This is a genomic window from Streptomyces sp. SLBN-8D4 (genome assembly GCF_049739545.1).
Taxonomy (GTDB): Bacteria; Actinomycetota; Actinomycetes; order Streptomycetales; family Streptomycetaceae; genus Streptomyces; species Streptomyces canus_C.
Window position 1 is genome coordinate 2,481,561 of record NZ_JBMGQC010000001.1, and the last position, 22,362, is coordinate 2,503,922.

At 69.5% G+C, this 22,362-nt stretch carries 5 protein-coding genes and 1 pseudogene; 1 reads left to right on the plus strand and 5 read right to left on the minus strand.

Features of this window, described 5'->3' with window-relative positions; genetic code table 11:
* Positions 1-84: 84 nt before the first annotated feature.
* On the minus strand, positions 85-2,802 hold the full coding sequence (gene acnA, locus RKD20_RS10970) for an aconitate hydratase AcnA (RefSeq protein WP_424877567.1): 2,718 nt from the start codon (positions 2,800-2,802) through the stop codon (positions 85-87).
* Between the two features lie 435 nt (positions 2,803-3,237).
* On the opposite strand from acnA, the pseudogene RKD20_RS10975 reads away from it, so the two are divergent.
* Positions 3,238-4,241 (plus strand): annotated as a pseudogene (locus RKD20_RS10975) (IS5 family transposase).
* 208 nt (positions 4,242-4,449) lie between these two features.
* Here RKD20_RS10975 and RKD20_RS10980 read toward each other — a convergent pair.
* The 4 genes from RKD20_RS10980 to RKD20_RS10995 all read right to left on the minus strand — a co-directional run bounded on the left by RKD20_RS10980 (position 4,450) and on the right by RKD20_RS10995 (position 22,357).
* On the minus strand, positions 4,450-6,762 hold the full coding sequence (locus RKD20_RS10980; RefSeq protein WP_424877568.1) for a UvrD-helicase domain-containing protein: 2,313 nt from the start codon (positions 6,760-6,762) through the stop codon (positions 4,450-4,452).
* Positions 6,763-6,882: 120 nt separating this feature from the next.
* Positions 6,883-13,713, minus strand: coding sequence for a DEAD/DEAH box helicase (locus RKD20_RS10985; protein WP_424877569.1), 6,831 nt, complete (start codon positions 13,711-13,713; stop codon positions 6,883-6,885).
* Entirely contained in the window at positions 13,710-19,244 is a 5,535-nt protein-coding gene (locus RKD20_RS10990) for a hypothetical protein (protein WP_424877570.1), read from the minus strand. Before RKD20_RS10990 ends, RKD20_RS10985 begins: the two co-directional genes overlap by 4 nt.
* Positions 19,241-22,357, minus strand: coding sequence for a DEAD/DEAH box helicase (locus RKD20_RS10995; protein ID WP_356761882.1), 3,117 nt, complete (start codon positions 22,355-22,357; stop codon positions 19,241-19,243). The genes RKD20_RS10990 and RKD20_RS10995 overlap by 4 nt, the downstream gene beginning before the upstream one ends.
* Between the last annotated feature and the right edge of the window lie 5 nt (positions 22,358-22,362).

Consider the following 22,362-nt stretch of genomic DNA (forward strand, 5'->3'; position numbering starts at 1 on the left):
CCGCGCCGCGGCGGGTACGGCGAAGGGCCGCACCCCGTCACGGGAGTGCGGCCCTCGGAGGCCCGGAAGGACGCGCCCTGGGACCTACTTGCGGATCAGGCTGCGCAGCACGTACTGCATGATGCCGCCGTTACGGTAGTAGTCGGCCTCACCGGGGGTGTCGATGCGGACGACCGCGTCGAACTCGACGCCCGTGTCGGTGGTGACCTTGACGGTGCGCGGCGTGGTGCCGTTGTTCAGCTCCTCGACACCGGTGAAGGAGAAGGTCTCCTCGCCAGTCAGACCGAGGGTCGCGGCGGACTGGCCCTCGGGGAACTGGAGCGGCAGGACACCCATGCCGATGAGGTTCGAGCGGTGGATGCGCTCGTACGACTCGGCGATGACGGCCTTGACGCCGAGGAGCGCGGTGCCCTTGGCGGCCCAGTCGCGGGACGAGCCGGAGCCGTACTCCTTGCCGGCCAGGATGGCCAGCGGGATGCCCTGCTCGATGTAGTTGCGGGAGGCGTCGTAGATGAACGACACCGGACCGCCGTCCTGGGTGAAGTCGCGGGTGTAGCCGCCCTCGGTGCCCGGCGCGATCTGGTTGCGCAGGCGGATGTTGGCGAACGTGCCGCGGATCATGACCTCGTGGTTACCACGGCGAGAGCCGTAGGAGTTGAAGTCACGACGCTCCACACCGTGCTCGGTGAGGTACTTGCCGGCCGGGGTGTCGGCCTTGATGGCACCGGCGGGCGAGATGTGGTCGGTCGTCACCGAGTCGCCCAGCTTGGCGAGCACGCGGGCGCCGGTGATGTCGGAGACCGGGGTGGTCTCCATCGTCATGCCCTCGAAGTACGGGGGCTTGCGGACGTACGTCGACTCGGCGTCCCACTCGAAGGTGTTGCCGGTCGGGATCGGCAGCGCCTGCCACTGGGCGTCGCCCGCGAAGACGTCCTGGTAGGACTTGTTGAACATGTCCTCGCCGATGGCGTTGGCGACGACGTCGTTGACCTCGGCCTCGGAGGGCCAGATGTCCTTGAGGAAGACCGGGTTGCCGTCCTGGTCGACACCCAGGGCGTCCTTGGTGATGTCCACCTTCATGGAGCCGGCGAGGGCGTACGCGACGACCAGCGGCGGGGAGGCCAGGTAGTTCATCTTGACGTCGGGGTTGATACGGCCCTCGAAGTTCCGGTTGCCGGAGAGGACCGAGGTCACCGCGAGGTCGTGGTCGTTGACGGCCTTGGAGACCTCCTCCGGCAGCGGGCCGGAGTTGCCGATGCAGGTGGTGCAGCCGTAGCCGACGAGGTTGAAGCCGACCTTGTCGAGGTACGGGGTCAGGCCCGCCTTGTCGAAGTAGTCGGTGACGACCTTCGAACCCGGGGCGAGGGTGGTCTTGACCCACGGCTTGCGGGTCAGGCCCTTCTCCACGGCCTTCTTCGCGACGAGTGCCGCGGCGACCATGACGTAAGGGTTGGAGGTGTTGGTGCAGGAGGTGATGGCCGCGACCGTCACCGCGCCGTGGTCGATCTCGTACGTCGAACCGTCGGGGGCGGTCACGGTGACGGGGTTGGACGGGGCGCCGTTCGGGGCGACGGCCGGGGCGTCGGAGGCCGGGAAGGACTCCTTGCCGGCCTCGTCGACGTCGTCGACGTAGTTGCGCACGTCCGTCTTGAACTGCTCGGCGGCGTTCGCGAGGACGATGCGGTCCTGCGGGCGCTTCGGTCCTGCGATGGAGGGGACGACCGTGGAGAGGTCGAGCTCCAGCTTCTCGGAGAAGTCCGGCTCGGCCTTCGGGTCCAGCCAGAGGCCCTGCTCCTTGGCGTACGCCTCGACGAGCGCGAGCTGCTGCTCGGAGCGGCCGGTGAGCTTGAGGTACTTGATGGTCTCGTCGTCGATCGGGAAGATCGCGGCGGTGGAGCCGAACTCCGGCGACATGTTGCCGATGGTGGCGCGGTTCGCGAGCGAGGTGGCGGCGACGCCCTCGCCGTAGAACTCGACGAACTTGCCGACCACGCCATGCTTGCGGAGCATCTCGGTGATGGTCAGCACCAGGTCGGTGGCGGTGGTGCCGGGCTTGAGCTCACCGGTCAGCTTGAAGCCGACGACACGCGGGATGAGCATGGAGACCGGCTGGCCGAGCATCGCGGCCTCGGCCTCGATGCCGCCGACGCCCCAGCCCAGCACACCGAGGCCGTTGACCATGGTGGTGTGCGAGTCGGTGCCGACCAGGGTGTCGGGGTACGCCTGGCCGCCTCGGACCATGACCGTGCGGGCCAGGTGCTCGATGTTCACCTGGTGGACGATGCCGGTGCCCGGCGGGACGACCTTGAAGTCGTCGAAGGCGGTCTGGCCCCAGCGCAGGAACTGGTAGCGCTCGCGGTTGCGGCCGTACTCCAGCTCGACGTTCTGCGCGAACGCGTCGTGGGTGCCGAACTTGTCCGCGATGACGGAGTGGTCGATGACCAGCTCGGCCGGGGAGAGCGGGTTGACCTTCGCGGGGTCGCCGCCGAGCTCCTTCACGGCCTCACGCATGGTGGCGAGGTCGACGACACAGGGCACGCCGGTGAAGTCCTGCATGATCACGCGGGCCGGCGTGAACTGGATCTCCTGCGACGGCTGGGCCTGGGAGTCCCAGCTGCCGAGGGCGCGGATGTGGTCGGCGGTGATGTTCGCGCCGTCCTCGGTACGGAGCAGGTTCTCCAGCAGAACCTTGAGGCTGTACGGCAGGCGGGCCGAGCCCTCCACCTTGTCCAGCCGGAAGATCTCGTACGACTCGTCGGCCACGCTCAGCGTGGCGCGGGCGTCGAAGCTGTTCGCCGACACGACAGTCTCCTTCATTTTTGTGCGCTTACCACCGCATCCTGCCGCCACGCCGCTTGGCCGATCCGCTAAGGTAAGGCTAAGTTAGGTATGCCTTACTGCCAGGCTCGGCGGAAGCGTGCGACTGCGGTACGCCTCGGCAGATATCTCGATGTCGAGATAACTCTAGTACATGAGGCCGGGATGGTCATGCCCGGCCTCGCTGATCTGTCGCAGCGAAGATTGAGCATTGTCAGCGAAGACTGGTGAGCGCTAGGTATTCTCAGCGAAGGTTGAGTGGCCGCTGAGGGTCACCAGCAGGGTGGGGCCCACGAGGAACTGGCGACAGATGAACAGGCGAGCCCACCAGTACCGAGGCCGTCCTAGGGCCTGTGTGAGGTCGTGATCATTCTCGGGTTCTGGTCCCGTGCGGGGGTGGGGCCTGGTAGGACGCTGGGTGTGACACGTACGCAACTCACCAACGAGCAGTGGGAGTTCATCGAGCCGTACCTGCCGATAGGCGAGTACGGCCCGTACCCCGAGCGGCTGCGGGAGCAGTTCGAGGGGGTGATCTGGCGGTTCCGCTCCAGCGCCCAGTGGCGCGAGATGCCCTCCGAGTTCGGACCGTGGCCGACGGTCTACGGGCGCTTTCGCGTCTGGCGGGACGCCGGGGTCTTCTCCGCTCTTCTGGAGGGCATGATCGCCGAGGCCGCTCGCCGGGGACAGACGGACTTATCCCTGGTCAGCGTGGACTCCACTACGGCCCGCGCCCACCAGGACGCCGCCGGGATGCACCTCGGCAAGGACGTCATGGACGCCCTTGAGGAAGCCGCCGCCGAACAGGAGCGGGCCCGGCAAAAAGGGGCGGCCCGCCGGGACAGAACGGGCAGGACGGCGGGGACGACCCCGAGCAGGAAGAGCGACGGCGTATCCGGCGGCGGCGCAAGTTCCGGCTGAACCAGGCCCTGCTCGGCAGATCCCGTGGCGGACTGACGAGCAAGATTCATCTCGCCGCGGACCGCAGGTGCCGTCCGCTGTCCCTCGTGCTGACCGCAGGACAGGCCGGCGACAGCCCGCAGTTCGTCCCCGTGTTGCAGAAGATTCGGGTCCGTCTGCCTGTGGGCCGGCCTCGAACCCGGCCCGGCGCTGTCGCCGCGGACAAGGCCTACTCGTCCCGCGCCAACCGCTCTTACCTGCGCAAACGCGGCATCAAAGCAGTCATTCCGGAGAAGAAGGACCAGGCCGCCAACCGGAAGAAGAAGGGCCACCGGGGCGGCCGCCCCACGTGCCACGACAGTGATCTTTACAAGGAGCGGAACACGGTCGAGCGGCTCATCAACAAGCTGAAGGCCTGGCGGGGCATCGCCACTCGATACGACAAGTCGCCCGAGAGTTACCTCGCCGGCCTCCACCTCCGTGCCTCAATGATCTGGATCAACGACCTGCTGAAGGCAACTGGCTGATCACAACGTCACACAGGCCCTAGGCGGATCTCATCTACTCCAGGCTGCGTGACCGAACGTGTCAGACCCGGCCGGACGGTTGACACCTGGACCGGAGAAACGTGAGCCCACCAGTAGGGCCGTACAACTCGCTTTCCCTCCCTCGGAGTGGGCCGCGTTCGTGCGTTTGTGCCGTGGAACGCGGCCCACTCCGAGGCCCTGAAGCGGCTCAGACCGGCAGGTAGGGGCTCGGCTTGTCGTGCCAGCTGATGCGGAGGGCGTCGCGGGCGCGGGTCGCGGCCACGAAGAGCAGAGAGCGGGCCCTGAGTTCCTCGCGGGCGCAGCGCCGGGGGTCGGTGGTGCGGTAGCGCTCGAGGATCTCCGTGCGGGGGATGACGCCGTCGCGGGCGCCGACGATGGCGAGCTTCTGGTACTCGAGGCCCTTGAAGCGGTGCATCGTGCCGACGTGCACCTCGCCGTCTCCCTTGGGGCCGTCCTTGGTGAGCTCGGCGACGGTGATGCCCGCCTTGGTGGCCAGGTGGAACATCACCTGGCTGGCCATGTCCCGCTCCGCGACGCACACGGCGATGCTGCCGCGAGGGTCACGGCGCGGGCCGGCGCCGCCGTTGCCCGTCGCGATCTCCTCGCGCCAGGCGGTCAGCGTCGTGGCGAGCCGGTCGAGTTCGTCCTCCCAGGAATCGCAGCGGACCAGGTCGGGCACGGGGCCCCGCAGGACGGAGCGGTACCCGTCGAGGGTGTCGGTGCTGTCGTCGAGGTCGTCGTAGGCAAGGTCCTTGCCGGTGAGGTCCACCACCCGCAGGGCCCGGGAGAGGATCTCCCTGGTGGTGCGGTAGCTGAGGGTGAGCCGGGAGGAGCGGCCCCGGATGTTGATGCCGACGGTGGAGAGGGTGACCTGTTGGTCGTAGATGCGCTGGTGGGTGTCGCCGGCGATGAACAGGTCGTCGGGGCCGGGGGCGACCATGGCGCGCAGCATCTTCCAGTGGGCGGCGCGCAGGTCCTGGGCCTCGTCGACGACGATGTGCCGGTAGCGGTGGTGGAGGAAGCGCATGCCGGAGCCGTCGTCGCGGTGGGTGAGGTCCTTGCCGCCAACGGCCTCTTTGTGCTCCTGCCGGGCCCTGATCTTCGCGTCGCGCTCCGCCTCGAGGCGGGCGGCGCGCTCGGCGGCCTGCCCCCAGGTCTCCAGCCCCTCTTTGTCCAGGCGGGCCGTGAACTGCTCCAGGATCTTCCAGATCTGTGCCCGTTCAGGGCGGGTGACGGAGCGGCCGCGGCCGGCGCGGCGGGCGTCGAAGTACGCCTTGCGGGTGCCGATGGACTGGCCGAGGATCACCTGGTCCCACTCCTCGTAGAGGAACTCGGCGTCCCAGCGGCGCTCGTCGAGTTCGAGCAGGAGTTGGCGCAGCACGTTGAGCGCGGTGCTGTCGTACACGCGCTGCCGGGCCGCGCCCTTGACGGAGTTCTCGCTGAGGACACGTGCGGCGAGCTGGTCGATGTGGGCGATCTCCACGCGGGCGAGCAGCTCGGGCTCCATCAGTGAGGCGAGGCGGGCGCGCAGGTCGGTGGTGAGGTTCTTGGTGAACGTCGTCAGCAGGATGGGCTTGTTGTGCCCGGGCGGCAGCTGCTGCGCGAGGTGCTTGACCCGGTGCAGGGCGACGATCGTCTTGCCGGTGCCGGGACCGCCCGAGACGCGGGCCGGACCGCTGTAGGCGCGGTGGACGAGCTTGGCCTGGGTGGGATGCAGGAAGACCTTCCAGGCGCGGAAGTCGCCCTCCTCCAGGGCGGCCTGAATGTCGGCGTCGATGGTGGTGACGGTGGTGCGGGCGAGCGCGGCGCCGAGGTCCTGCGCGTAGTCCTGGCCGAGGTCGACCTTGACGGGGGCGGTGATCTCCTTGCGGACCTCGTCCAGGGGCATGCCGGCGGCGAGCCCGTACAGGATGTCCTTGGACAGCAGGGGTGCGCCCTCGACTAGCTGGTCGAGCTCCTCGCTGCCGGTGACGGCGAGCGCGAGGTCGATGAGCTGGTCGGCGACGCCGAGGTCTCGCAGGTCGTCCGCGGTGACGCCGGTGAGCAGGGGCTCGGCGGCGGCCGGGACGGATTCGGGCTCGAGCTCAGGTTCTGGCGCGGGCGCGGGTTCGGGTTCGGCGGGGGTGAGGGTGACGCCCGCGCGGCGCAGCACGCTCTCGCCCACCACGGAGAGGTCCACGAACTCGATCTCGCCGGTGACCCGGTTGATCGCGACCGAGAGTTCCTCGTAGACGTGCTTGCGGTGGCGCACCGCGATGACGAGCCAGTTCTCCTGGCCCTTGTCGTCGACGCCGGCCCTGGCCAGCAGGGCGCGGTACGACTGGTCGATCTTGGCGCGAAAGACCCGGCCGTCGCCCTTGAGGGGCTTGAGGTCCAGGCCGGGGTGGTCCGGGTCCTCGCGGAAGCGGTGGCAGAAGTCGTAGAACTTGCCCTTGACCGAGCGGTCGAGCTTGTACAGCTCCTGTTCGGCCTTCTGATACAGGCTGAGCCGGGCGGTCATGGGATCAGTGCTGCCTTCCGTCGTCGGGGAGTCGCAGGAATTGTGAAGGCCGGAGGAGTAGCGGAGGTCGTAGGAATCGCGGAGGTCGTCAGGACCGGGGGAGTCGTTCGTGCCGGGTGCTCACGAGGCATCGGGGAGCCTCTCGGTGAGCGAGTCGAGGTCGTCGAGCCAGTCGGCCGCCGTACGGGCCGTCCACCCCGCGTCGGCGTAGGCCTTGTCTCGGCGGAGGGCCTCCTCGTCGTCCTCGCCGTGCGGTGCGGCGACGACGGCGATATGGACGCCGGAGTCCTGCCAGGCGAAGTCGGCCGGCCAGCCGCGTTCACCGAGCTCGAAGCCGAAGACGGGGGCCCGCTTGCCGTGTTCGGCGAGCGCGCGGGCGAGCCGGGTGAGCGTCGAGTCCGGCTCGTCCTCCTCGAGGAGGGGGAGGATCTCCTCGTCCCAGGCGGCGTCGCGCAGCAGCCCGGCGACGGCCCGCTCGGCCACCGAGCCACCGGCCTCCGCCTCGGCGACCGCAGCGGCCACGGCAGCACCGGTGCCGGTACCGGCGGGCGGCGCCTCCCGCGCCACCGCCCCCTCCGCCGTCGGCATGTCCCCCGGCCGGCGCACGGCAATGAGCGAGTCGAGTTCGCCGACGCCGCCGGTGACGGCCAGCACGTCGACCGGGAAGGCGGACGCGCGGCTGCCGGCCAGCTGGACACCGTCCCCGCCGGCGAACGCGAGGAACTGCAGCAGGTTCGACCAGTAGAGCCAGGCCCGCCAGCGCAGCTTGTGCGCGTCGGTGCCCAGGGCCTCGTCACGGTCGTCCAGCACGGCGAGCGCGCTCCACCGCACCGCCTCCGGCTCCTCGCCGTCGCTCGCGTCGACGGTGAAGAGGAGCGGGAGCCCGTACGCGTCGCTCGCCTGGAGCACCAGAACGGCCCCGTCGCCGGTGACCGGTTCCGCGGACGACGGCTCTCGGCCCGCGCCGTATGCCTCGAGCGCGGACCTCAGTGCCTGGCGTGCCTGGGTGCGGTCCGCTTGCATGGCCAGGGCGGCGGGCTCGTCCATGAGGCCGGCCACCAGGGCCCTGGCCCGGCGTCCCCACCGCTCCTTTGCCGGGTCGCGCAAGTAGGCGAGGAGCGTCTCGACGGGGTTGGCGAACACGGCCTGTGCGAAGTCGGCGCGCGCGCCGTCCATCTCCTCGTACCAGTCCTTGGCCGCGTCCTGCGCGCTGCGCGGGTACGGCGGCCAGACCGGCTTGGCCTTCGCGGCCGCGCCCTTCTCGAACAGCTCCAGGTCGTCCCAGGTGAGCTGGAAAACGACGTGGTTGTTGTCCCGCAGCCGGTTGCGCTTGTCGCAGTCCGCGGCGATCCGGTTGTGCGCGCGGGTGGCGTGGTAGCGGTGGCCGTCGAGGTAGACGGTGACGTACTCCTTGGGGCCGTCCGTGGACTCGAAGGTGAAGTCGGTCCGGGTGTACTCCATGTCCCGCTGCGCGGTGAGCCGCCAGTTGGTGCCCTGGCCGAAGCGCAGGTAGCCGCTGGCCGTGCTGCTCTCCTCCAGTACGGCGTCCCGCTCCTCGCCGGTCCAGGTGCGCAGGGCGGCCAGGAACCGGGCCTCCAGGTCGGACTCGACCTGCTTGTCCAGGCCGATCAGGTCCGTGCTGGGCAGCTCCGCCACCTGCCAGAGGCCGACGGGCCGCCCGTCCTCGCCGAGCACCGGCTCGCCGTCCTGGTCGACCGGACCCAGCAGGTCGTTGATGATCCCCAGGGCCTCGAGACGCGAGACGGTGTCCTGGTGCCGCTCCTCGGTGTAGCGGTGCAGGCAGCGGTGACAGGCGTGCCACCCCTCGTCGCGGCACGGGCACGTCAGCAGCGCCCGCCGCGCGTCGGCGAGCGCCGCCCGGAAGTGGGCCGGATCGGTGAGCCGGTGCAGATAGCCGGTGCCGCCCGGCAGGCGGTCGAAGAGCACCAGGAAGTGCCGCGTCTCGCCGGTGCCGTTGTCGGGCATGCGCGCCAGGGTCGCGTCCAGGTGCTGCGGATCACCGCCGAAGTGGTGGTCGACGCCCAGCCGCAACGCGGCCCGGAAGGAGTGGATCTTCTCGTCGACCAGGACGGTGGCGGCCGGCAGCAGCACCCGTAGCGCCTCGGTGCGCAACTGGTGGGCCAGCAGCACCGGTTCCTGCGCCACGTCCTGCGGGTTCTTCCCCCGGCGCAGCGGGCACCACGGCTGGTGGTGCTTCAGCTTGGGGTTGCGCGCCGCCGCCGAGTCGAGGGCGTCGGTGTCGTGGTCGAAGACGGGCCGCCCGTCGGCGGTCGCCGCGCCGCAGCCCGTGCACACGTGGAACGGCGCCATCCGCACGCTGTGCCCGGCGAAGTCGTCCTCCGCCTTCGCGTCGAACCGCATCGGGCCGACGTTCACCCGCCGGATGACCGCCTTGCGGCTGAAGTCGACGCCGAACGTCTGTGTCGCGTGCCGCCAGGACGTCTTCGGCTCGATGTCCTGCGACGCGATGTCGACGGCGTCGATCACCGTGTAGTGGCGTTGCTCCCGGTCGTCCTTGTCGTCGCTGATCCGGGCGTCCTCGCGTTTGTCCCGGGAGGTGACGACGGCGGGCTCGACGACCTTGTGCAGGCAGGAGCCGTCGTCCGCGATCCGGGCGCTGCCGCAGCGCGGGCACGGCGAGCGGTCGCCCTCCGCGTTCTCCGTGCGCACGTACCCGCACTCCTGGCAGAACCGCCACAGCCGCCAGTCGGGATCGGTGGCGGTCCCGATCTCCAGGCCGGTGACCTGGTGCTTGTAGCCGTTGACGTAGAACGTGTTGCCCGGCGCGAACTCGGACAGCGCGTAACGGCGGGGCCGCTCGTAGGCGCGCGGCTTGGACTTGTACGTCTCCCGGCCGGTCTTCTCGTCGACGCCCTCCGGCCAGTACAGCGTGGCGTTCAGCGTGGTCACCGCGTCGATGAGCGCGTAGTTCGGCAGCAGCGCGAGGTCGCACAGGGCCTGCTGGGCCGTGGTGAGCCCCAGCGACAGCAGCCGCTTGCCGACCGACCGGTGCTCGGCGTCCAGCTCGGCCTTCTGGCGCGCCTGTTCGTCGTCGCTGTCGTGCAGTTCGTCACGCGCCTCGCCGATCAGCTTCAGCCGGCGGCGCAGCACCTCCTCGCCGCGCCGCCACTGGCGTTCGGCCTCCTCCGCCGCGCTGCGCAGCCTGTGGGTGGCGTACTCGCGCAGTTCGGCCCTGGCCTGGTCGCTCACCCCGCCGGGGAACAGCTCCAGGAAACCGTCGACCATCTGGTCGCCACGGGCGAGGGCTGCCTCGACCAGGTCGGCGAGGTAGCCGGAGGGGCCGAACAGCTCCGGGGCCCTGGCCGGTATCGCGGCCAGGGGCTTGCCGTCGGGGCGCGGCAGGCGCCCGCGCGCGGCCAGGTCCAGCAGGTGGGCCAGGTACTGGCGGCGCAGGATCTCGATCGCCGACAGGTGGCTGCCCGGCGGCACGATCCGCCCGGCGATCATCTCGCGCGGCTGGTCCAGGAAGTACAGGTCGCGGCGGCTGCGGTCGGGGATCGTGAGTAGGAACGCGTTGCCCGTCCGCCGCCCGGCCCGCCCGACCTGCTGGGCGTAGTTGGCGGGCCGGCGCGGCAGCGCGGCCAGCACGACGGCGGACAGGTCGCCGATGTCGATGCCCATCTCCAGGGTGGGCGTGCACGACAGCACGTTGGGGTCCTTGAACCCGGTGCCGTGCTTGAACGCCGCCTCGACCCGTTCCCGCTCCGGCCGGGTGAGCATGCCGGTGTGCTCGGCGGTGACCACCTGGTAGGTGCCCGCCTTGCGGTACAGCCGCCGGTAGTAGTCGTCCCGGTAGTTGCGGTCCCGGTGGTGCATGCCGAGTTCCTCGGGGCGGTTCCCGGCGACCAGTCGGCCCCGGCGGCAGCGGTATGACGGGCACGGCTGCCCGTGCCATTGGTCCAGCAGCTCCGGGTGGACCGTCTGCTCCCAGAAGCAGACCGGGCAGCGCACGAAGGCCTCGTTGACGACGTCGTCGGCGAGCAGCCGCACGTCGACCGCGCCCGGCTGCAGCCCGTACACGCGCAGGCTGCCGTCGGCCGGGGTGCGCACCGAGAGCAGCCCGGCCGTGACCAGCTCGGGCAGCAGCCGGTTCCAGAAGCCGGCCGTCTGTTCGCGGGGCAGGTCGAGGCAGCGCTGCGCCCACCGCTCGTACCAGGACAGCCGTCCCGTCGCGAAGTCGAACTCGCTGTTGGCCTTGGGCTGATCGAGCAGGAACACCGGGGCCGCGACGCCCCGGGGGAAGGCGCGCATGCCCACCGGCCGCTTGCCCCAGATGAAGTAGCGGCTGGTCCCAGCCTCCCTCAGATAGCCGTCCAGCCACTTGTGGCCGATCGCACCCCTGGTGCGCAGCCGCTCCAGGAGGATCCGCAGGAACGCAAGGTAGCGGGCGTCGTCCTGCTCGACGGGAGGAAGCCCGCCGTGCCGGCCCTCCTCGGCCAGGTGCGCGTCCTTCACGAGCGCGACCGCCGCGGCCACGTCCGCGATACGCACCTGGGCCGCCGCCGTCCGGGTCAGCTCCAGGGTGCGGCCGTTGCGGGAGCGGAACCCGAACTCCATCAGCGCCTCGAACGCGAAGCGCTCACCGATCAGGTTCCACGTCCTGCGGTCACCGCCCCGTCCCTGGCCGGACAGCAGCCGCTGCACACCCCGGATGTCGTGCAGATCGGTCGGTACGACGGCGGCGAGCGTCGTGCGGTCGGTGGTGGCCGCGACGACGTCCGCGATCAGGTCGTTGAGCGCGGTCGGCCGATCCTCCGACAGATGCTTCTTGAACAGGGCGCGCAGGGAGAAGGTGTACGAGCGGGAGGCGACGAAACCGGCCCGGTGCGCGGCGTCCTGCACCGAGTCGTTGAACATCAGCGTCTTGTCCTCGCCCTGCTCCTCGTCCAGCTCACCCCCCGTGAACAGCTGGGTCACCGAGGCCGCGGCGAGCGCCGCCGCACCCGTGCCGAGGAAGCGGATCGCGTTGCGCGACCCGCACGCCGGACACCAGTCCTCCTCGGCCGCCGTGTTCGCCGTCTCGCCCAGGTTCACCAGCACGAAGGCCGAGTCACCGGTGGCCGGACGCGGGTCCCCGGTCGAGGGCTCGTAGTCCCTGACGGGATCGGGCAGCCGCAGCGTCCGATTCGGCCCGTCCAGCACGCGCAGCTGCCCGCCCCGGCCGGCGGACAGCGCGGAGACGGCCCGCCCGCCGTCCGCCCCGCGGCCGGCCGACGCCATCGGCGCGGCACCGGATCCCTCGCGCGCCTCGGCGTGGGTCGCCGCGATCAGGTTGCGCACCCGCATCTTGTCCTGGCTGACCGAGGCCCGCCGGATCTTGTGCGAGTCGACCTGCACGTCGGTGTCGTCCGTCTCCGGCGAGAACACCGCCCAGCCCGAACGCCCGCAGTCACGGCAGTAGACGGCGGGCAGGAACAGGTTCGCGGCCTGACCCGCCGTCGCCGTGGTGACCGGCGCCGTCCGGGCGTGCCGGTCGCTCTGCCGGTCCGCCGCACCGGCCGCGTCCCACTGGAACTCCGCCTTCGGCCACGGCAGCACCCCGCGGACCAGGCGGGAGACCGAGCGGGCCCACTGGTGCACCTCGATCTGCACCAGGGGCCGCGGCCGCTCCGGCGTGGACCCCGGATCGCGGGCGACGGCCAGCAGCGCCACGAACCGGGCGAGGGCCGAGGCGGCGACCTCCGGCCGCTCGGTGATCGTCTTGCCCCACGACCGCGCACCCCTGCGCCACATCAGGTCCAGCACCTCACCGGTGGTGCGGACCTCGCCGTCCAGCGCCTGCATGACGGCCGAGGTCAGCGTCTGCCGCTTCAGGTTCCGGCCCAGCAGGAACGGGTCTGGATCGCGCGTCCCCGTCACCGTCTCGACGAGATCGGCGAACTCCGCCTTACCGAGGGACGGATCGGGCAGCAGCGCCAGCTCGTCGGGGGAGGGATCCGGCAGCGCCGGGTCGAAGTCGTCCGGCGGGATGAACTCGTCGACGCTCTGCCGGTCCTCACCGATGATCGCGTCCTCGGTGAACTGCGTTCCGAAGACCTGGGTCGCGACGTCCAGCAGTTGACGCACCCCGTCCCCGTCCGTACCGGACGCGAGCGTCGCGGACGTGGCGACCGGACAGATCCGCCCCAGCGGCCTCCCCGGCTCCGGCGCCCCGACGGCGGCCGCCAGCCGCCGCAGCAGCATCGCCACGTCGGTGCCCTGGGCGCCGTCGTAGGTGTGGAACTCGTCCACGACGACGTACCGGATGTCCGCGCCGTTCCACAGCGCCGCGTCCTGGGACCGCTGGAGCAGCAGATCCAGCATCTTGTAGTTCGTGATCAGGACGTCCGGCGGCGACACCCACATGTCGGAACGGCGGGTGTACACCCGGTCGTATGTCGTCTCCGCCCGGTCGCCGATGTAGAGGCCGACGCGGAGTTTGCCGAGGTCCGCGTCATGCTCGCACAGCAGGTCGTTGATGCGCTGCGCCTGGTCGGTGGCGAGCGCGTTCATCGGGTACAGGAACACGGCCTTGACGCCGTTGTGGCCGGCGTCGCGCTCGCGGGCGCAGTGGTCCAGGACCGGGTAGAGGAACGACTCCGTCTTGCCGGAACCGGTACCAGTGGTGACGAGCGTCGGCCGAGGGGTCCGGCCGCCGGCCGACGACAGCCGCGCGAACGCCCTGGCCTGGTGGGCGTACGGGGTCCAGTCGTCCGTACGCCGCCAGTCCAGCAGCTCCTTCCAGGAGTCACCAGCCCGCGTGAACGGCGTCCGGATCCGCAGGAACGGCCCCCGGAACATCCCGGACGTCTCGTCCCCCAGGAACCGGTGCAGTGACTCCCGGGCGCCCTCGTCGGTCAGCGCGTACGTCGTCGACAGGTACTGCAGCAGGCTCTCCTTGAGCCCCTGCGCCTCGAGCGTCGGCCTCACGGCGCGGGCACCTCCTGCTTCACCGGGTCCCACTCACCACGGGCCACGGCCTCGTCCAGCCGCTTCTGGAAGTAGGCGTGCGCCTCGCGCATCTCCTTCTCCCGGTCGGCCTTGTAGAAGGGGGCGGTGTAGCCGTCGGGGACGGGGGCGTTGTCGGGGTCGGCGAGGTAGGCCTGGAACTGGGGCCAGGTCTCCTTGGTCTGCCGCTGCCCGATCGTGCGGGCGTTACCGGCGAGCTTCCATCCCTCGGCGTCGAACCAGGTCACCGCCTCGTACTTCTGCAGCACGGGGAACCGGCCCCGGTAGGCGGCGATGAGCGCGTCGGCGTCCATGCCGAGCCAGACGGCCACGAGGGCGTCGATCTCGACGAGGGCAGAGCGGCGGGCGCGTTCCGTACGGAGTGGGGTGTTTCGCTGCCAGGTGGGGGTGACGTGATCCAGATGCTCGAGGCCAGACCATGGGATGGCCCACGGCTCGTTGCCGCACCAGGACGGAGCGTAGAGCTCGGACCAAAGGTCGGCGTAGGCGTTAGTCAGGCAGTTGAGGCGGAGGATGCGGAGGAGAAGTGGGCTTGCCAACGGGTGGTTTGTAGTGGGGACAGGCATGGCTCGTACCACATGCGCATGTAGATCGCTGCAGCCTGTGGCGCGGACGAAGTAGTCAACTGGCAGGGATGCAAAGAATCCGGCAGTCAGCGATGTCAGCCGTGCCGTGCTCATGGCCAGGCTATTGATGCCGCTAACGTGGGCCGTGCCTCGTGGCAGCAGAGCTGCGTAGAGCGCACGCTCCGTGTTAGGGGCCACTTGACGTCGGTAAGCCAGACGGGGGTACGTCACATACCGTCGACGCGCCCATTGGGCCAGCACTTCATCCATCTGCTCTTGTTGCACGGCCTCTTCGGGTACCTTTTCCCGTTGCGCCACCACGCCTCTCGCCCGCACGAGTGCGGACTCCGACGCACGCAGGCGCGTAAGCCCCTCCTGACTGAGCCACCGGGCTTGGTCCGCGAGGTATTCCTGTGTCCGCCCTGGAACCCGTATGTACAGCGTGTCCGGAACGAAGTTGTCAGGGAGAGACACCAAGTCAGTGCCGTATGGATCGTTACTGTTTGCATCATGACGTTTGAATACTGGTGTAGCTACGCTGATCTGCGTGCCTTTGATGATGGTGTGGCGCCATCGGACAGGCTGGAATTCTTGGCCAGTGGCAGGAGCGGGTCGGTTGTAGTCGATTAGGTTGGCTTTCTTGGCTGCGCTCTCGTCATAGCCACGTGAGATCTGCGGGCCGACCATGCCGAGTCGCAGCGGGTACATGGCCAGAGCCTCGATCGCCGCAGCTTCCGCCGTGCTTACCGGAAAGAGGAGTCGGGCCTGGGTAGCAGGCGCATCGGTATCGGACATCATGCGCTGCCACTGGTGCAAGAGTGCAGAGGTTACGCGGACAACGCGCGACTTATGTGCCCGAATATCCCAGGCGTTATCGCGTTTCACGCCGGGCGGAGCACCTGATCCATCATGACGGAGGGAATCACGCAACGTGTCGACCGATACAAGCCACGACAAGTGGACGAAATCAACACTGGCTCGCCGACCGTAGATGTGAACACCGAAGTGAGTATTCTCATCTACCGGTTTGGGGAAGAACCGGTGACCGGGGTTTACGAAGTCCGCGTGAATTCGCAACCGTTGATACGCTGCCTCCCGAATTATCCCTTCCTTGTCCCCGGTGAAGTGTGAGTCTGGGTGTACCATCCCGGACGTACCGTCTGCCGAGGTATGCGCCCACACTTGAGACATAAATGCCCGATAGAGGTCCGGGCGTGTCCCTTGGAGTAGGGGGTACATCTGAGACGAGCCGTACACCGCGGCCTGTCCGCTGGTGTGCGTCGCCTCGGCTAGGACGTACGCCAGGGCCTGCGGGGACCGTAGCACTTCCGCACGATGGTGGGCTTTCTCCTCTATTGAGGGCTTTTCCGCCAGTTCGAACCATGGCTCCTGCTCCGCGTAGACGGCTGCTGCGTCCCAATCGGGCCGTACCCACGGTGGGTTCCCCACTTGCAGGTCAAATCCGCCTCGCTTCGCGAAGATCAAAGCAAAGTCCAACTCCCAGTGCAGGAAGCCTTGTTCCTCCGCGATGTTGGTGACTGTGTGCATCCAGGGGAAGCGGGTCTCCGGGTCCGCGAGGTCCATCCCCATCAGGTGAGGAAGGTTCTTCTCGAAGTCCTTGAGCGCGTCCAGGTTGTCGAACTCGGTGACCAGGTTCTGCTCGTCGGGGTCGACGGTGCCCAGGAGGGACTCGAGGAAGTCCAGCCAGTCGTCCAGCTCGACCAGCGGGATGGTGTTCCGCCACGTCCGCCGCTTGGACTGCCTCGGCGCACCGCGCCTGGACTGACCGGGCACCTCCACCGTCTGGAGGTCGATCAGCGGCTCATCATCCGCCAGTGCGGACGTCAGGGTGTCCTGCGTCGGTCCCGACGCGAACAGCGCGGTCTGCTCGGTGAAGCGCGGACCCGGGATCGCCGCCCGCGCGCCCTCGCCGCTCTCTCCGCCCCCGTCCGGGGAGATCGCCGCCGCATCCCCGCCGACTAGCGGCACGCCCAGCAGGTCGCCGAGCGCGTCGGCGGAGGCCACTGCTGGCACCGTGTCGTCGTACATCCCGTCCGTGCCGTCCAGCAGGGACGCCTTGTCCGCCGGCCAGAACCACAGGGCACACCACGCGTCCATGACCTTCTTCAGACGCCAGTACGGCGTCTCGGTGGCCTCGAACAGGTCGGCCATGACCTGCTCCTTCGGCGTCGCGCCCGCCGCCGTGCGCAGGAAGTCGTACTCGGGGTCGTCCGGCTGGGCGCCCCACACGTCGATCTTCCGCGCGATCGCGGCCTCGGACAGCTGCATGCGCTTGATGACGAGCGACCACAGGAACTCTGCCCGCTTGGCCGCGTCCCGCAGCCGGGTGAACTGGGAGGCGGCCTCACGCTTCGGCCTGCCCGCCTTGTCGAGTTTGGGCGTGCCATCTTTGTTCAGGTGCGCGGTGCTGCGCTTGGGCCGCTGGAGGACGCCCTTCTTCCAGGCAGCCAACTGCGCAACCTCGGCCTTGGCGAGTTCCTTGGCCTCCTTGGAACCGGTCACTGCCGCCCACCCGGGGCTCGGCAGCAGGAACTGATGGACCGCGTCGGCAGGCAGCGGCTGCGGCTCGCCGTCTTTCAAGAACGGCAGCGGCGTCGGCGCGAGCGTGTTCTTCGCGGCGAGCCAGGCCTTCGCCGGGGAGGCGACGTCTTCGCCCGCGTACACCGCCCGCCGTCCGCCGATCAGCGAGTTGCCCCGCCGCAGGTGCAGCCCGAACCACGGTGCCCGCATCCCCGGGTGCATGGTGTTGAGCCACAGGGAGACTTCGGCCAGCTCCACGCCCGTGGCGTTGAGGTCGACCCCGTACGCGTTGTGCAGGGCGACGTACGCCTTGACCTTCTGCTTCTCCGTCAGCGCGGCCGAAGCCGGGAGGGAGACGCCCAGCTCGTCCTGCCGACGGCGCAGGTATTCCTCGGCGACCTGGTTGATCGCCTCGTTGAGGAAGGCGCCGGAGCCCAGCGCGGGCTCGCAGATCTTGTACTTCAGCAGTTCCGAGGCCCGCGTCCGGACGACCTCGCCGTTCTCGTCGCGCTCCTGGTCGAGGAGGTGCTTGAGCGCCAGCTCGACGGTGACCTTGGTCAGGGACTCGGGGGTGTAGTACGAGGCGGATGTCTCGCGGTCGCGGCCGGCCAGCCGGTAGACGAACTCGCCCACCTTGTACTTCTTCGGTCCGCGTCGGCCCTTGACCGCGTCGTGCTCGTCGTACTCGACCCAGGTCTTCTCCGGGTACTCCTTCAGGCGGTGCGCGGGCACCAGCCAGGAGCCCTTCTCCGGGTCACCGCCCTTGGCGACCTCACACAGTTCCTCCTCGGCGATGATGCCGGTGTACGACATCAGGCCCTCGTACACGGCGCCGAGCTGGTTGATGCCGAGGTTGCGATAGGAAATGAAGCCGCCGCGCTCCCCGCGCCGCCTGGCCTTCTTCATGGTCAGCAGCCGCAGCACCTCGTGCAGGGCGTGGTTGCGCAGCCGCAGGTCCAGCCACTTCGGCTCGGTGTCCTCGTCGCTGCGGGGGTCGAGGACACCCCGGCCGATCAGCCGGATGGACTTCGGCTCGAAGAGTTCGCTGCGCAGCGGCTCGAAACGCAGGCCGCGGTCCTCGCTGCGCCGCTTCGCCTTGAGCTTGCGGGTCTCCTCGTCGTCGTCCGGCAGGTCGTCGTCGGGCTCGGTGCCGTACAGGCGGTGGCCGCGGTTGACCTTGTTGAACAGGACGTCAAGAGAGGCGAAGAGGTGGTGGCCGTTCTTCGCCTCCTCCTCGACGAGCTGCTCGTCGCGCTCGACGAGCTCCCGCAGTCGCGCCACCGAGTAGCCGGCCTCGTAGGTGCCGTCGTCGGCGGGCAGGATGCCCAGCTCCGGGCGGGCCTCGGCATACAGCAGGAAGAGGATGCGGTAGAGGTAGCGCAGCGACTCGCGGGTGAGTTCCTTGGCGAACGGCAGCTTCGGGTCCTCGATCTGCCGGGGCTCGATGCCGGCCTGCTTCAGCCGGGCCAGGACCTCGTTGGCGATGATCTCGACCGAGCGCTGCAGTCCCTCACGCAGTTCCCCGGAGACACCGACCGCGTTGTCGCGGGAGGCCTTGACCAGGGCGTCGATGCCCGGCCCCTTGCCGTCCTCGGCGGGGGCGAGCAGTTCGTGGCTGAACAGGGCGGCGATGGTGGCCAGCTCCCCGCCTTGCTTGCGGTCGTTGCGTTCCAGCGCGGCGTCGAGGTTGGCGGCGAGGAAGCGGCCCTCGCCCCACACCTGGCGGTCGGCCAGGACGATCACGCCGCCGCACAGCAGCAGCACGAAGCGGGGTGGTTCCCCGCCCGGCTCGCCCAGTTCGCTCTGGAAGAGCCAGGTGGCGAGGGACTGGCCGCTCTCGTAGACCTCGCTGCCGCTCACCCGCAGCGGGTGCGGCAGGCGGCCGGGGCCGTCCGCGTCCAGGGCCGTGTCGTTGCCGGCGGCCCAGCCACACTCGAGGGCCACGATGCCGTCGCCGTGCCAGGCCGTGGTCACGGTGTGCTCACGGCCGGCGCGGTGAACGGTCAGCTGCCGCCGCTCGGAGGCGCCGGCGAAACCGAGAGCCGCCAGCACCTTTCCATGCCAGGCGCTGAGTCGCTCGCGCCAGTCGCCGTCGTTGTAGGTGTTCAGGCGCGCTCCGGCAGCGGCGCTGTTCTCGTCGGCGTCGTCCTCGGCGTCCAGCTTGGCGCGTTCGGCGAAGAAGTTGCGGTACTCCTCCGAGAGGTACGTGCCGCGCAGGGCGCGCAGCATCTCCCTCGGTGTGGGACGCGGGTCCTTCTCGTCGGTCTCCCGGACGGTCCAGGTGGCGAGCAGGCCCTTCTTGAGGTCCTGGCCCAGCTGCTCGGCGAAGTAGTGCGCCGACAGGTACTCGCCGCGGTTGGAGAAGGAGTCGAAGTCGGTGCTCATCGGGTGGTCTCCCCAGCGGCGGCGGTGGACAGGGGCTGCAGGACGCAGAGCAGGCGCAGCATGGGCGCTCCCGAGGTCTTCAGCGACTTGATGAGGGTCTTACGGCGGCTGGCCGTGAGGTTCACGTCGTTGCGGTCCTTCGCCGAGCGGGCCGAGGCGAACAGCGCGTCCTGCTGCCACCGCGTCACCCGCTTCTCGTACGGGGCGAGCATGTCGTCGATGCGCCGCGCGTACTCGGCCTCCTGCTCGCGCAGGTACCGCGCAGCCTCGTCGACCGCCTGGGGGACGAGCCGCTGCAGTGCCTCGCGCTCCTCCTCGGACACGGCGCGGCCGGGCATCTTCGGTCCGACGCCGCACGCGGCGAGGAAGGCGGCGTTCATGCGTACGACCCGGGGCGCGTCGGGCAGTCCGACGACGGCCATCCACTCCACCACGGTGGGGCGGCCCACGGCGTTGGAGTGGATGCCCTGCACCAGACAGACCGGCCCGGACAGTTCCGCCGGCAGGCGGGGATCCAGCTTGGCCGCCGCGGCGATGTCGGGACGGTAGGCGAGGACGAACGCCTCGTCGTGCCGCAGGGACGCGAGCGCCTTGTCGGTCACCCAGTCCAGGACGGGATGCACGTCCGAGACGTAACTGACGTTGGGCCATTGGGTCTTGGACGACTCGCGGGCCGCCTTCAGCCGCTTCTCCCCGAGCCCCTTGTCGAAGGTGATGCGCAGCCGGCCGGGGGCCTTGCTGGTGGGAAGGATGTGCTGCTCGGTCAGGTACGACTTGGGCAGTGCCTTGAAGCGGTACTGGAGGTCGGCCGGCGGCTCGAACGCGATCGTTCCGTCGTCCTCGTGGCGCAGCTTCAGCTCGTTGTCCGCGCCGGTCGGGCAGATCTGGCGCAGGGCCTCCTCGAAGTAGGCGGAGGTCGAGCGGAAAACGCTCGGGACGGTCGCGGACGCCACGTCGTCCTGGGCCGACTTGGACCCGATGTTGCCCATCATCTTCCTGAGCAGCGACGAGGAGCCACCGCTGGACTGCTTGATGGACTCTTCCACGGTGCGGCCGGCGAGCAGGTCCCGCGTGAGGCGGTTCTCCTCCTCCTGCGCCCGGTACAGGCCGGTGACCGTCTCGGCCGAGCCGTCGATCCGGTGCGCCTCCTCCTCGCGCTTGAGGAGCTTGGCGCCGACAAGCCGGTCGTCGAGCGGCAGGGCCTCCCCGGTCTCCGGAACACGCCGCCACTCCACGTCGCTGGTGAGCACCAGGGCGCGGAACTGCGGTTTCTCCTTCTGTCCGTAGCGGTCGATGCGGCCGTTGCGCTGCTCGATACGGATCAGCGACCAGGGCAGGTCGTAGTGGATGAGCTGGTGGCACTCCTGATGGAGGTTGACGCCCTCGGAGGCGACATCGCCCGTGAACAGGATGCGCACCGGGTCGTCGCGCAGCCCGAACTTCTCGACGATCCGCTTCTGCTCGTCCTCGTTGGTGGCCTCGCCGTGCATCACCTGCACCGCTCCGCCGTACGCCAGCCAGGGCCGGTTCTTCTTCTCACCCGCCTCGACGGCACCGGTCTTCTGAAACCCGAGTCGGGCGGGGACGGCCTCGGCCAGCCAGGTCAGCGTGGGGATGCGCTCGGAGAATACGACGACGCGGGTGTCCGACCCCGGGCCGACACCGATCTTCTCGAGCTGCTCGACCAGCGCGTCCAGCTTCGCGGAGTCGTCGTCACCGAGCTCGCCGGCCAGCCGCTCCAATTCCACGATCGCCTCGCGCTCGATCTTGAGCGCGGCCTCGCGTGCGGCCGGGTCTTCGCCTTTCTTCCCCTTCGCGGGCCCGGCCAGGTAGCGGCGCCGTGCCTCCAGCGACTTCTGGAGCGCCTTGTGGGAGGAGAGGAAGGCCTTGAAGAAGTTGTAGGCGGCGAGCGGGTCGGCGCAGACCGAGGAAGCGGCGGGATCACGCGGGATCCAGCGGGCGGCCAGTTCCTCGAAGACCGCGCGCTCCTTCCTGGTGGCCCGCGCGGGGACCGGCTCGGACGGGCCTCGGTCGGCCCACACCCCCTTGAGGGAGTCCCGCACCTCCTTGTCCGTCTTGGTCCGCCGGATGTAGAGGTGGTCGAGATCCTTCACGTCGTAGTCCGAGGTGTTCGCGATCGCGGCCTCGTCCAGCATCTTGATCAACTCGGCGAACGACCCGGCGTCACCGTTGTGCGGAGTCGCCGAGGCGAGGATCAGCGCGTCGGTCCGGCGGGCCAGCAGGCGCGCGAGGTCGTTGTTCTTCGTGCCGCGGTTGACCAGGTTGTGGGACTCGTCGATCACGACGGCGTCCCACTCGGTGGAGTCCAGGTGGTGGGCGTACACGTCGCTCTTGAGCGTGTCCACGGAGATGATCGCCCGCTTGAAGTAGGCGAACGGGTTCCGCCCCGCGGGGATGTCCTGCTGGATGCGCTGGATGCCCGTGGAGTCGAGCCTGACGAGCGGGATCGAGAACCGGGTCCACAGTTCGCGCTGGAACTGCTCCAGGACATGCGCCGGCGTGACCACGAGGATCCGCTCGCCCCGCCCGCGGCGGATCAGCTCGGCCAGCAGGATGCCGATCTCCAGGGTCTTGCCGAGCCCCACCACGTCGGCGATGAGCAGCCGCGGCTGCGGGTTCTTCATGGAGAGGGCGAGCTCGGCCGGCCGCAGCTGGTGGGTCTGCTTGTCCATGAGGAACCCGTCGGCCAGCGCGAGCCCGTGCTCGGTCTGGGGCAGCGCCGTCTTGCGGATCACCGCCTCCAGGTAGAGGCGGGCCTTGCGGTGGTTGGGAGAGCCGTCGGGAACCAGTTCTGTCTTGCGCGGGTCGAGCACCTGGATGTCGTCGAGCAGACTGTAGAAGACGGCGTCGGTGCCCCGCACGAACGAGGAGACACCGGTGACCTCCACCATCCAGCCGTCCCGCGCCGTGGGCGCGACCTTGCGGACGAGCCACTGCTCGTCACGGATCCGCACCTGGGCCCCCGGCGCGTAGGAGACCGCCCCGCCGTCCGGCAGCGCCACGTCACCCGACGCGTCGAGAACGATCCCGTCCTCGCTCACCGCGTCGTCGAGCACACCCTGGCCGTCACCGGCCCCCGCAACGGTGGTCACGTCCT